Raw genomic sequence first — 12,685 nt, 5'->3', positions numbered from 1 at the left:
ATCGCGATGCCCTTCAACCCGTCCGAGGGTTTGCGAATCGCGCAGAAGACTAACATACGCAACATGGCGGGGCCGAGGCGAAGCCGGCAGCCACCAGCGGTCGATGGCGAAATTGAGGCGCCTGCCGCTCTTTGCCATCAAAAACGGCTCCCCCGGGATCGTTCGGGGGAGCCGTAGGGGTTGGACCTGTCGCCTGGCGCCTGGCTTTGCAGGCACGGCTGGAACGCGTTTCGGCGAGGCCTTCCCGATGGCGCAAACGCGGCACGGGCTCCTGCCGCACGCCTTAGAACTTGTAGTTCAGGCCGAGGCGGACCGAATGATCGTGCACATCCTTCTCGGATGTCACGCCGGCCACCGAGCTGCGCACATTCGGCGTGCTCGTATAGTTATATTCGACGCTGGCGGAGATCTTGTCGTTCAGCTTCTGCTCCATGCCGGCACCGACAATGTAGCCAGCCTTCCAGCCGTCCGGTCCGGTTACGCGGCCGTTGTCGCGCATATTCGTCATGGCAAAGCCACCGGTGCCGTAGACCAGCGTCTGATCCAGGGGAACGCCGGCCTTGCCCTTGACGGCCAGACGGTGGCGTTCCTTCAGGGAGCCGCCATCCACCTTGACCTTGGTATCGCCGAGATAGCTGACTTCGCCTTCGCCGCCGATCACCATGCCGCCGATATCGGCATTGTAGCCGCCGTGAACGCCGACCACGCCACCATTGCCGCCGGAAAAGAGGTTGAACTTGCGGGATGCGACGCCGCCATGGGCACCGACATAGGCGCCGGTCCAGTTGCTGCCGGAGCTGACGGGCTCGTTATAGCTCGGCGCCGGCTCGTAAGAGGTGAGATCGGCCGCCAGGGCCGAACCGCCGAAAGTTGCAGAAGACATGACAGTGGCAAAGATTGCCAGGGCAAGCGGTTGTTTGATCATTGTACTAACTCCATACACAGCCTGCATGCGGCGGATGCGCAGGCGAAACATCGGGCTTTTCCCAGGGCTGACGACCGGCGGCCCACTTGGCCCCTTCACCGCAGGCGTCGTCCCGTGCCTGACGCTATTCATTTTCACGAATCCATAAACACTTCCTTAACTGCGCGCGCCGCCCCCCAGCTTCCTGCAAAAACAGTGATCACGCCGGCGTGAGCAGAGCGATCGCACAGCATGACGCTACGTCTAGGGATTACGCTTAAGGTAGGCGATGACATCGTCAATGGAGGACTGGAACCAGAAGCCGAAGAACCGCATCTTGGTGCCCGGCACCTGTTTCTGCGGGCTGGAGAGAAAGGCCGAAAGCGCCGCCTCGTCCCAGACCAGGCCCTGCTCTCCGGCCCTGCGCATCGCATCCGAATAGGCATAGCCGGCAATGCTTGCCGCCCTGCGGCCCACCACGCCTTTCAGATGCGGACCGAAGATATTGGCTTCGTCCACAATTGCGTGACAGGAGGCGCAGGCGCTCTTGAAGCTCGCCTCCCCCTTGCCGGCATCGCCTGCAATCGCGCGCAGCGGCATAGCCAGAATGAGCAGCAGGAGGCCGGGCAGGATAAGCGGAGAAGGCTGGTGAGGCATGCCCGCAATGCTAAGCGGAACGTGCCCGGCAAGCCAGCAATTCCTGTGGCGCGCTTTGCCACTGTTCCGCCCAGCGGACTTGTCGCAAAAGAAAGCCCCCGCTCGCGCAGGGGAGACGCGGCGGGGGTCAAGACGGGAGGTCATTCTTGTCGTTGTCGGACCGTTGGCAGGGGAACCTGGTCCATATTCTTTGCATCGGCCGATCACCGTTGCTGGTCAATCAACGGAGACATGCCGCTTTGGTTCCACCCTTCCTTAACTTCCGAAGTCTAATTTGGGGTATCACCCAGATGACGACATGTGCCGGGGTCCGATCATGATGATGTCAGACCTGCGCCGTCGAGCCTCTGAATCAGGAATAAAACGACAAAGGGAGAGAGCAGGATTTGCAGCGAAGCCCGCTCCCATGCTTCGCCATCCCGCTCTCATGCCACGAACACACCTGCAGCCGCCGGCGATCGAGCCGGTGGGCAGGATCGGTATCGCGCAAGGCAGCGGCGGTGCAGCGCCCTCGCCTATCGTCTGAACGGCCATTCATCGGAGGTTTCTATGGCTCCTCAACCTTTCCGCTTCACCCATTACGATCTCAAGCAGTTGCGCGCCGGAACCACGGTGGAGGTGACGCTGTCGGCCGTCAACAATGTCCGTTTGCTGACGCCTGCCAATTTCCAGCGTTTTACCGAGAAGCTCGATTTCAAATGCCTGGGAGGCGTGGCCAAGAAATCGCCGGTCAGGTTCGTCATCCCGGAAAGCGGTCACTGGCACCTGATCGTCGATGCCGAAGGCCATCACGGCCTGGCGGACTCCTCCGTCAAGATGATCGCCGCGCCGGCCCGCCAGCAAGCCGCCTCCTGACCGCATGCCGGCCTGATGGATGGTCAGGGCGCGCTTCTTTCGCGGCGCAGCCTGGCCCACCATTCGAGACGCTTGCGGATTTCCCGTTCGAAGCCGCGCTCCGGCGGATCATACAGCGTCTGCCGGCCAAGCTTTTCGGGAAAGTAATCCTGGCCTGAAAAGGCGTCGGGCTGATCATGGTCATAGAGATAGCCGTCGCCATAGCCCTCGCCTTTCATCAGCTTGGTCGGCGCATTCAGGATATGCTTCGGCGGCACCAGGGAGCCATGCTCCTTGGCAAGCCGCATGGCGGATTTGAAGGCCGTGTAGACCGCATTGGATTTCGGGGCCGTTGCGAGGTAGACGCAGGCCTGCGCAAGCGCCAGTTCCCCCTCGGGCGAGCCCAGATAATCATAGGCATCCTTGGCGGCATTGCAGACCATCAGCGCCTGCGGATCGGCAAGCCCGATATCCTCCACCGCCATGCGCACCAGACGGCGCCCGATATAAAGCGGGTCTTCTCCGGCATCGAACATACGGGCGAGATAATAGAGGGCCGCATCGGGATCGGAGCCGCGCACCGATTTGTGCAGGGCGGAGATGAGATTATAGTGGCCGTCCTGCGCCTTGTCATAGACCGGCGCGCGGCGCTGGACGATGCGGGTCAGGCCCTCGACATCGAAGCTTTCCTCCGGACGCGCGGCGCGCCAGACCTCTTCCGCAAGCGTCAGCACCGCCCGTCCATCGCCATCGGCCATGCGCAGAAGCGTGGCGCGCGCCTCCGGCGTCAGGGGCAGCAGTTTCTCCTCCACCTGCTCGGCCCGGGCAAGCAGTTCGCTCAGGCTCTCCTCGTCATGGGCGCGGAAGGTCAGCACGCGCGCGCGGGACAACAGAGCCGCATTCAGCTCGAAACTCGGATTTTCGGTCGTCGCGCCGATCAGGATAACCGTCCCATCCTCCATCACCGGCAGGAAACTGTCCTGCTGGGCGCGGTTGAAGCGATGGATCTCGTCAACGAACAGCAGAGTCTGGCGACCGTCCAGCCGGCGCATCCGGGCCGTCTCGAAAACCTTCTTCAGATCGGCGACGCCGGAAAAAATGGCCGAGATCTGCTCGAATGCCAGCCCCGCCTCGCCGGAAAGAAGGCGCGCCACCGTCGTCTTGCCGGTGCCCGGAGGCCCCCAGAAGATCATCGAGCCCAAAGAGCCGGACGCGATCATGCGCCGCAGGACACCATCCTCGCCGGTCAGATGCGGCTGGCCCGTCACCTCGCCCAGCGCGGTCGGGCGCAGGCGATCGGCCAGCGGCCGCCGATTGGCAACCGCTTCCGGAATGCGGGGCGCGAAGAGATCGTTGCTCATCGGAAGAATTGCCGGATGCGCTGGCCGCCGCGCTCGATCTCCACGCGCCAGAAACCGGGATTGTCGCCGACCAGCGATTCCATGGCCTGGGTGGTCGGCACGGGGCTGCCATTGATGGCCACCATGATGTCGCCCGACTGGAAGCCGAGCCTTGAGGCCGGCGATCCACGCACCACTTCGGTGATCACCACGCCGGCCTTGTCGGAGGGAAGATGGAGTTCGGTCGCGATGCGGGGCGACAGATTGGCGATACGGCTGCCGGCAAAGGGATTGCGCCCATCGATCAGCCGTTCATCGCGCGGCACTGTCTCCGGTGCCGTATCGAGGGTGAGATCGACCTCCCGCGCCTTGCCTCCGTCTTCAACCGTCAGCTTCGCCACACTGCCGAGCCCGACAGTGGTCAGACGGTAATTCAGTGCATCCGGGTGCTCCACCGGAATGGCATTGACCGCGGTTACGACCTCGCCCGGCTTGATGCCCGCTTTGTCGGCAGGGCTGCCGCGCGTCACCGCCACGACCAGGGCGCCGCGGGCGCCTTTGAGGGCCAGAGCCTCGGCGACATCGGAGGTGACAGCCTGGAACGTGGCGCCCACATAGGGGCGCTCGAAGCTCTGCTTGCCCTCCTCGGCGGCGGTCAGAAAGACCTTCACCAGATTGGCGGGAATGGCGAAGCCGATGCCGTTCGAGCCGCCGCCGCGCGAGAAAATGGCGGTATTGATGCCGATCAGCTCGCCATTCATGTTCATCAGAGCGCCGCCGGAATTGCCGGGATTGATGGAGGCATCCGTCTGAATGAAGAAGCCGACATCGCCATCCGTCACCTGCGTCCGCGCCAGTGCGGAGACGATGCCGCTCGTGACCGTCTGACCGACGCCGAAAGGATTGCCGATGGCCAGCACCAGATCGCCGACCTCCACACCATCCGAATTGCCGATCGGCAGGACCGGAAACTCTTCCTGTCCCTTGATCTTCAGAACCGCGAGATCGACACTATCGTCCTTCAGCAGAACTTCGCAGGGAAACTCCCGGCCGTCGGCCAGGGCGATCTTGATATCATCCGCGCCGTTGATGACGTGATTGTTCGTCACCACCAGACCGTTATGCGAGACGATGACGCCCGAACCCAGCGAAGACTGCTTTTCGGAGCGGTTGGGCATGCGCTGGCCGAAGAACTGTTCGAAGAAGGGGTCGCCGGCAAAGGGATTGCTGCGCTGGACCACCCGCTCCGCATAGACATTGACCACCGCACTCGCGGTCCGCTTGACCAGCGGCGCAAAGGAAAGCTGCATCTCGGTCCGGCTTTCCGGGACGACCTTGTCCTGTGCATAGGCGCCGGTTGCCCAACCGGCAGACAGGCCCAGAGGCAGGCCCACAGAGAGGCCGAAGGACAGGATGGGAGACAGGATCAGCAGAGAGACGGCGACGCGCTTCGGCAGATTAAACATAGATTTCCTCTTGGACTGGCGACGGTCGGTTTTTTTGAGAGGCAGGCGAATGAAATTCAAAACCAGACCTTTAGACATAGAAGATGGCTGAAAATGGGGAAGCCTCCCCTCAAGCAATTGCGGCATGGTGATAGCAAAATTCGGCGTGCCGCAAGAGCTTGAAGTCTTGCGCCCGCGTTTTTGCGCCTCGCCTGAGACAACCGGGATCTTTGTCTCGATGGATCCCGCTGCGAACAGTCGCCGTCACGATGCGCGGCGGAACAAATGCGTCGGTCGTCCGTAATCTCCCCGACAATGGAGACAGGTCACATGCATCGCTTCTTCTCTCATCCGAATGCCCTTTGCCGCCCGACCCGCGTCACCGGGACGCGCCTCTGGCTTCGCGCAGCCTATCCGCTCGCGCTGGCAGGCCTTATGGCCCTCTCCGCAGGCGCTATGTCCTCTCCGGCGCGGGCTGCGAGCTTCGACTGCGCCCGACAGGATCTTGCAGCCGATGAAACGGTGATCTGCGAAGACCGCGCCCTGAACGACATGGACGTGCGCATGGTGACGACCTTCGAATTGCTGACCGGTTTGATGCCCATGGGCAATCGCGACATTCTGCGCGAGGATCAATCCGCCTGGCTGAAAACGCGGCAGGCCTGCGGCGGCGACAATGCCTGCATCAGCAAGGCTTATGCAACCCGCATGGAGCAATTGCAGGAAGCCTATAAGGGACTGATCAAGCCGCTCTAAGCAGGTTCCGGAAAAGCATCCCACGGTTTTGCGACCAGAACCGGCGTCAAATCAATTAACCAAGCGGACGAAGCCTCGGCGGGCCAATGCAAGTCTGCTTGGGACTGGCAGCCTACGAGGCAGGCGACCGACCATCGAAATGATCGGTCGCCTGCACCTTTCGCGTCGCGCCGGGTCTCAATCCCAGCTGAAACCCCTGTCCTTCATGTAGATATTGCTGACGCCCTTGCACCAGTCGACCTTGAAGTCATCGGTGCCGTAATTGTCCCAGCTGACGCGGAAGGGCACGATGCACTCCCCCTCATTGCTGAACCAGTCCATATCGACGGTCTCACCCGGCCGCACCCGGCCATCCAGCCAGTTGTCGCTCCACTGGCCATCTTGATAGGTGTAGAAGCCGTTGATCGTATAGCCATGGGCGCGATTGTGCAGACGGAAAGCATAATCGCTGGCAGACGCAGGAATAGCTGCGCAGACGGCAAGGCCGAGCGCAAACATGATTGTCTTCATGAACGAACCCCGAGATTTGGTTGTGTTGCAATGGCATCGGACGTCGCCCAACCTTCTCCGGGTCAGGCCGCCATCGCAATCTATTATCATCAAAATGAATTGATGATGAATATGTTCACGATTTCAAGATCAGAAGAGAGCTTGTCGGTCTTCTTCTTGACTGTTTCCCGCTTAAAAACAGGCAATTCCGGCGGAATTATACTTGATGTGATAAGCAATCATTTTCTCATTGACGTGCCGGAGCGCGCAAGGCGCGGACGGCCTTCCACCCCAGATCGAAAACAAGGGTGCATTTCGGAATTCACAGGAATGGGAGAAAAGCCGCCGATCCCGCGCCAAAGGCACAGGGATCGGCTGTCGCAGGCCGTTATTCCGGCAGGATGCGGACGGCGCCCTTGTCGGCACTGGAGGCAAAGGCTGCATAGGCCTTGAGCGCAGTGGTGACATTGCGCTTGCGCGGGGCAGAGGGCTTCCAGCCGAGCCTGTCCTGCTCTGCCCGGCGGGCCGCCAGTTCGGCATCGCTGAGCTTCAGATTGATCGTGCGGTTCGGAATGTCGATCTCGATCAGGTCGCCATTTTCGACGAGGCCGATGGCGCCGCCATTGGCGGCTTCCGGCGAGGCGTGGCCAATGGACAGGCCAGACGTGCCACCCGAGAAGCGACCATCGGTGATGAGCGCGCAGGCCTTACCGAGACCCTTCGACTTCAGATAGCTGGTGGGATAGAGCATTTCCTGCATGCCAGGGCCGCCCTTCGGTCCCTCGTAGCGGATGACGACGACATCGCCGGCCACGACTTCGTTGCCGAGAATAGCTTTCACGGCCGCATCCTGGCTCTCATAGACCTTTGCGGGACCGGTAAAGGTGAGGATCGATTCATCAACGCCTGCCGTCTTCACGATGCAGCCATCCAGTGCGATATTGCCGTAAAGCACGGCCAATCCGCCTTCCTTGGAAAAGGGCTTTTCGACCGAACGGATGACACCGCCTTCGGAATCCGTGTCCAGATCGTCCCAGCGGGAAGACTGCGAGAAGGCGACCTGGGTCGGAACGCCGCCCGGCGCTGCCTTGAAGAAGGTGCGGACAGTCTCCGAATTGGTGCGTGTAATGTCCCAGCGATTGATCGCATCGCCGAGGGTCGCCTCATGCACCGTCTTGCACTCGGTGTTCAATAGCCCGCCGCGCTCAAGCTCTCCCAGAATGCGCATGATGCCGCCGGCGCGGTGCACATCTTCCATGTGCACATCCTGCTTGGCGGGCGCCACCTTCGACAGGCAGGGAACCCGGCGCGAGAGGCGGTCGATATCGTCCATGGTGAAATCGACATTGCCTTCATAGGCGGCGGCCAGGATGTGCAGGACCGTGTTGGTGGAACCGCCCATTGCGATATCCAGCGCCATGGCATTCTCGAAGGCCTGCTTGGTGGCGATCGACCGCGGCAGGACGCTGTCATCCTCCTGTTCGTAATAGCGACGTGCAAGATCGACGATCAGGTGCCCGGCCTCGACGAACAGGCGCCGGCGGTCGGAATGGGTTGCGAGCGTGGAGCCGTTGCCCGGCAGCGAAAGGCCGAGCGCTTCCGTCAGACAGTTCATCGAATTGGCGGTGAACATTCCCGAGCAGGAGCCGCAAGTCGGACAGGCCGAGCGCTCGATGACCTGGACGTCCTCATCGGTCACCTTGTCATCGGCGGCAGCCACCATGGCATCGACCAGGTCGAGCGCCACCGTCTTGCCATGCATCACGACCTTGCCGGCTTCCATCGGGCCGCCGGAGACGAAAACGGCGGGAATGTTGAGCCGCATGGCGGCGTTCAGCATTCCGGGCGTGATCTTGTCGCAGTTGGAAATGCACACCATGGCATCGGCACAATGGGCATTCACCATGTATTCGACGCTATCGGCGATGATCTCGCGAGACGGCAGCGAATAGAGCATGCCGTCATGGCCCATGGCGATGCCGTCATCCACGGCGATCGTGTTGAATTCCTTGGCCACACCGCCCGCGGCTTCAATTTCGCGGGCAACGAGCTGGCCGAGATCCTTCAGGTGGACGTGGCCCGGCACGAATTGCGTGAAGGAATTGACCACGGCAATGATCGGCTTGCCAAAGTCGCTATCCTTCATGCCCGTGGCACGCCAGAGACCACGCGCACCAGCCATGTTGCGGCCGTGGGTCGTCGTTCTCGAACGGTAAGCAGGCATGATGTCATCCTCGCATCTGAGTATCTGGTCTCGTCGCCTATCGAGTGCGGCAGCATCGGCGCGACAGAGCCTGTTTTTCGAGGTTTTCCTACTCCAATCGCGCCGGGCTGTCACTATCAGGACAGGCAAATGCGGTACGGTTAAGGCCCGGCGCGCGCGTTCGCTCCCCGTCCCGCACGGGCGATCACGGCATCGTGGCTTTGTTTTTCTACCTCTGCGTTGAAACTAATAGGAGCAAATCTGCGTAACAGATCAGACGACGCCCATTTTCATCACGCAGGAGATCGATCATGCCGCTCTACCGCCCGCCCCGCATCAAGCCGTCGGACATCACGCCACGGGACCTCTATCTTTCCCGCCGGGCGCTGATGGGTGGCGGCGCCGCCGCACTTGCCATGGCCGGTCCGGGATCTGCGCTCGCGGCAGCCTTGTCCGCCGCGCCGAGCCGCTACACGGTGGATGAGAAGCCCACTCCGAAGAACGATGTGACGACCTACAATAATTTCTACGAGTTCGGCACGGGCAAGGCGGATCCGGCCCAGAATTCCGGCCAATTCCAGCCGCGTCCCTGGACGATCGAGGTGGGTGGCCTGGTGGCGAAGCCGCAGACCATCGACATGGAAACCGTCCTCAAGGAATTTACCATGGAGGAGCGGCTCTACCGCATGCGCTGCGTCGAGGCCTGGTCCATGGTCATCCCCTGGATCGGTTTTCCGCTCGCTGCCTTGCTCGATCGTGTCGAGCCTCTTGGCAGCGCGAAATATGTGGCATTCGAAACCATTGTGCGGCCGGAACAAATGCCCGGCCAGAGCGGCTTCTTTCAGCCGCTGGATTGGCCCTATGTCGAAGGCCTGCGCCTGGACGAGGCACGTCATCCGCTGACGATTCTCGCAACGGGGCTTTACGGCGAGACGCTGCCCAACCAGAACGGCGCACCGATCCGGCTCGTCGTGCCGTGGAAATACGGGTTCAAGGGCATCAAGTCGATCGTCAAGATCACTCTCACCGAGGCCGAGCCACCCTGCACCTGGAACAAGTCGGCGCCGCAGGAATACGGTTTCTATGCCAATGTAAATCCGGCGGTCGACCATCCGCGCTGGAGCCAGGCAACGGAACGCAAGATCGGCGGGTCGGGCGGCCTGTTCGGCGGCGCCCGCACCGATACGCTGCCCTTCAATGGCTATGCGGATGAGGTGGCCAGCCTCTATGCCGGCATGGACCTGAAGAAATTCTACTGATCATGAACGCCTTTTCTCAAAAACTGCTTTTCTGGCCATGACTGCTTTTGTGACCATGAACGCCTTGTCGATCCCGCCGCGCTACCGCGCCCATTCCGTCTGGGCGCTCTACGCGCTTGGCCTCCTGCCCGGCCTCTACGCCTTCTATCAAGGCATTTACGGCGGTCTGGGCGCTGATCCCGTGCGGGCTTTCGAGCACCTGCTGGGGATCTGGGCGCTGCGCTTCCTGTGTCTCGGCCTGGCCATCACGCCGCTGCGCGATCTCTTCGGCGTGAACTGGATCGCCTATCGGCGCGCACTGGGCCTCCTCGCCTTCTATTATGTTCTCGCGCATTTCGCCGTCTATCTGACGCTGGATCGCGGTTTGATCTTCTCCTCCATTTTGGGCGACATCGCAAAACGGCCTTATATCATGCTGGGAATGGCAGGGCTTCTCATGCTCATCCCGCTGGCGGCGACCTCCAATCGCTGGTCCATCCGCCGACTTGGACCGCGCTGGACAAAATTGCACAAGCTCGCTTATCCCACCCTCCTGGCCGGTCTGCTGCATTACGTGCTGTCGCTGAAGTCCTTCACGCTGGAGCCCGCCATTTATAGCGCCATCGTCGTTCTTCTGCTCGGCTACCGGCTCGTCCGTCCCCGGGTGATGGACTGGAAACGCGCACGCCGGGCGACGAGTTTGCGATAATCCGCCCCCGCCACCTGCCCCAGACACCCTGCCCCCGACACCCTGCTCCGGAAACCGCGTTCAGGCAGACCTGCCTGTGTCTCCTTCCTCTCCCTGATCTTTTCTTCTCTTTTCGCTGATGTACCTTCTATCGTCACAGCTGCAGATTTTTCGCCATTGCCATGTCGAATCTGCCTGAGCCCGTTCGTTACAGGCGTGGGAGCGCCAGACGGTGCCCGAAAAGCACAGAAGAGGAGACGACGATGCGTGTCATGGTATTGGTGAAGGCAACCGAGGACAGCGAGGCCGGCATCATGCCGGAACCGGACATGTTCGAGGCAATGGGCAAGTTCAACGAGGACCTCGTTCAGGCGGGCATCATGCTGTCCGGCGACGGGCTGAAGCCGTCGAAGCTCGGCAAGCGTATCGCCTTCGACGGTGGCGAGCGGCGGATCATCGACGGCCCGTTTGCCGAAACGCGCGAACTGGTTGCCGGCTACTGGATCTGGGAGGTGAAGGACATGGATGAGGCCGTCGCCTGGGTAAAACGCTGCCCCAACCCGATGCCGGGGCCGAGCGAGATCGAGATCCGTCCCTTCTACGAGATGGAGGACTTCGCGGACGTGATCTCACCGGAGGGACAGGCAAGCCATGACCGCGCCGCCGAGGGCCTGGCCGCCCGGCAGAGCTGAGCGTTTGCCGACCCGCTCGACCCGCCCTTGGAGCCAGCATCCGGAGTGACGGCATGACAGAGCATGGCCATCCGCCGACATCGGGGCGGCACGCGCCCGCAAACGGCGTGGACGCGGTCCGGGCGGTCGAGACGATCTATCGCATGGAACGGGTCCGGCTGATTGCCGGGCTCGCCCGCCATCTCGGTGACCTCAATCAGGCGGAAGACCTGGCGCAGGACGTCCTGGTCCTGGCGCTGTCGCGGTGGCCGCGTCTCGGCATCCCGCAAAATCCGGGCGCCTGGCTGATGATGGCTGCCAAACGGCGCGCGATCGACCAGTGGCGCCGCCGCCGGATGATGGATCGCCAGCAAGCCGCTCTCGTCCACGGGATAGAGATCCATCAGCCTGATCCCTTCGCCGCGATCGAGGCGACACTCGATGACGAGATCGGCGATGAGCGGCTATCGCTGATATTCGCGGCCTGCCACCCGCTTCTTGCCCGCGACCAGCGGACGGCCCTGACGCTCAAGATCCTTGCCGGCCTGAGCACGCAGGAAATTGCGCGCGCCTTTCTCGTCGAGGAGACGACGATTGCCCAGCGAATCGTCCGGGCGAAGAGGATCCTGCGTGACGCCGGCATTGCCTTCGACGTGCCCCGCGGCGCAGAGCGCGACGCCCGTCTCGCCTCCGTCCTCGAAGTCATCTACCTGATCTTCAACGAAGGCTATGCCGCAAGCCGCGGCGAAGACCTGATCCGGCCGCAGCTCTGCGAGGAGGCCATGCGCCTCGGCCGCATCCTTGTCGGCTTGGCGCCCGAAGAGCCGGAGGCCCATGGACTGCTGGCTTTGATGGAGCTGCAGGCCTCGCGCTTCAGGGCCAGGACAGCGCCGGATGGCAGCGCTCACACCCTGGAGACGCAAAACCGCCGCCTGTGGGACCGGCTTCTCATTCAACGCGGGCTCGAGGGGCTGGCAACCGCAAAGCGCCTTGGCGGAGAGGATGGCATCTATGCGCTCCAGGCCCAGCTGGCCGGGGTGCATGCCCGCGCGCCCACTTTCGCGGACACCGACTGGACCATGAGCGCGGATCTCTATGATCGGCTCCTGGGCCGGCTCCCGTCCCCCGTGGTGGCGCTGAACCGGGCCGTCGCGCACGCCATGGCTTACGGGCCCCAGTCGGGGCTGAGACTTCTCGCCGAGCTGGAGGCATCCCCCGCCCTCTCGCGCTATGCACCTTTTTATGCCGCCAAGGCGGATTTCCTGATGCGGCTTCGAAAATGGAGCCAGGCCGCCGCCCTGTTCCGGCACGCCGCCGATCTTAGCAGCAATGCCGTCGAACGGGCTTTCCTCCTGCAGCGAGCGCAGAGCTGCGAGACGGCGCCTCCCATGGCTTGATCGGTGAATTGACCACATCGGCCAAATCGGCCAAGCGGCTGCGCAAACGAGAAGGGCCGGGTG

At 62.2% G+C, this 12,685-nt stretch carries 12 protein-coding genes; 6 read left to right on the top strand and 6 right to left on the bottom strand.

Annotated elements, in window-relative coordinates:
- Positions 1-283: 283 nt before the first annotated feature.
- The gene (locus tag QTJ18_RS11385) at positions 284-925 is read right to left on the bottom strand and encodes an outer membrane protein (protein ID WP_252754745.1); all 642 of its coding nucleotides are present in this window, start codon (positions 923-925) and stop codon (positions 284-286) included.
- A gap of 243 nt (positions 926-1,168) precedes the next feature.
- Entirely contained in the window at positions 1,169-1,561 is a 393-nt protein-coding gene (locus tag QTJ18_RS11380) for a c-type cytochrome (RefSeq protein WP_252754744.1), read from the bottom strand.
- A 549-nt stretch (positions 1,562-2,110) separates the two neighbouring features.
- Here QTJ18_RS11380 and QTJ18_RS11375 point away from each other — a divergent pair.
- Positions 2,111-2,416: a DUF1883 domain-containing protein gene (locus QTJ18_RS11375; protein ID WP_252754743.1), complete on the top strand. Its 306-nt coding sequence runs from the start codon at positions 2,111-2,113 to the stop codon at positions 2,414-2,416.
- A 23-nt stretch (positions 2,417-2,439) separates the two neighbouring features.
- On the opposite strand, the gene QTJ18_RS11370 is transcribed toward QTJ18_RS11375, so the two are convergent.
- Together QTJ18_RS11370 and QTJ18_RS11365 are read right to left on the bottom strand one after the other, a co-directional pair.
- Positions 2,440-3,756: a replication-associated recombination protein A gene (locus tag QTJ18_RS11370; protein WP_252754742.1), complete on the bottom strand. Its 1,317-nt coding sequence runs from the start codon at positions 3,754-3,756 to the stop codon at positions 2,440-2,442.
- Positions 3,753-5,201 carry a DegQ family serine endoprotease gene (locus tag QTJ18_RS11365; RefSeq protein ID WP_252754741.1) on the bottom strand — a complete coding sequence of 483 codons (1,449 nt, stop codon included), beginning with the start codon at positions 5,199-5,201 and terminating at the stop codon, positions 3,753-3,755. The genes QTJ18_RS11370 and QTJ18_RS11365 overlap by 4 nt, the downstream gene beginning before the upstream one ends.
- 414 nt (positions 5,202-5,615) lie before the next feature.
- On the opposite strand from QTJ18_RS11365, the gene QTJ18_RS11360 reads away from it, so the two are divergent.
- Positions 5,616-5,936, top strand: coding sequence for a lysozyme inhibitor LprI family protein (locus tag QTJ18_RS11360; protein WP_252754892.1), 321 nt, complete (start codon positions 5,616-5,618; stop codon positions 5,934-5,936).
- A gap of 177 nt (positions 5,937-6,113) precedes the next feature.
- Here the strand turns inward: QTJ18_RS11360 and QTJ18_RS11355 are convergent, their stop codons facing one another.
- Positions 6,114-6,446 carry a hypothetical protein gene (locus tag QTJ18_RS11355; RefSeq protein WP_252754740.1) on the bottom strand — a complete coding sequence of 111 codons (333 nt, stop codon included), beginning with the start codon at positions 6,444-6,446 and terminating at the stop codon, positions 6,114-6,116.
- A gap of 367 nt (positions 6,447-6,813) precedes the next feature.
- The gene (ilvD, locus tag QTJ18_RS11350; RefSeq protein WP_252754739.1) at positions 6,814-8,649 is read right to left on the bottom strand and encodes a dihydroxy-acid dehydratase; all 1,836 of its coding nucleotides are present in this window, start codon (positions 8,647-8,649) and stop codon (positions 6,814-6,816) included.
- A 290-nt stretch (positions 8,650-8,939) separates the two neighbouring features.
- Between ilvD and msrP the strand changes: the two genes are divergently transcribed.
- From msrP to QTJ18_RS11330, 4 genes are all read left to right on the top strand, one after another.
- The gene (msrP, locus tag QTJ18_RS11345) at positions 8,940-9,887 is read left to right on the top strand and encodes a protein-methionine-sulfoxide reductase catalytic subunit MsrP (protein WP_252754738.1); all 948 of its coding nucleotides are present in this window, start codon (positions 8,940-8,942) and stop codon (positions 9,885-9,887) included.
- 37 nt (positions 9,888-9,924) lie between these two features.
- Positions 9,925-10,575: a protein-methionine-sulfoxide reductase heme-binding subunit MsrQ gene (gene msrQ / locus QTJ18_RS11340; protein ID WP_252754737.1), complete on the top strand. Its 651-nt coding sequence runs from the start codon at positions 9,925-9,927 to the stop codon at positions 10,573-10,575.
- Between the two features lie 242 nt (positions 10,576-10,817).
- Positions 10,818-11,246: a YciI family protein gene (locus tag QTJ18_RS11335; protein ID WP_252754736.1), complete on the top strand. Its 429-nt coding sequence runs from the start codon at positions 10,818-10,820 to the stop codon at positions 11,244-11,246.
- 53 nt (positions 11,247-11,299) lie between these two features.
- Positions 11,300-12,622: an RNA polymerase sigma factor gene (locus QTJ18_RS11330; RefSeq protein ID WP_252754735.1), complete on the top strand. Its 1,323-nt coding sequence runs from the start codon at positions 11,300-11,302 to the stop codon at positions 12,620-12,622.
- The last annotated feature ends 63 nt before the right edge of the window (positions 12,623-12,685 follow it).

It is taken from the genome of Rhizobium sp. SSA_523, from assembly GCF_030435705.1.
Classification (GTDB): domain Bacteria; phylum Pseudomonadota; class Alphaproteobacteria; order Rhizobiales; family Rhizobiaceae; genus Neorhizobium.
The sequence above is the reverse complement of the archived record's forward strand: the minus strand, read 5'-3'. Positions and strand labels throughout refer to the sequence as shown.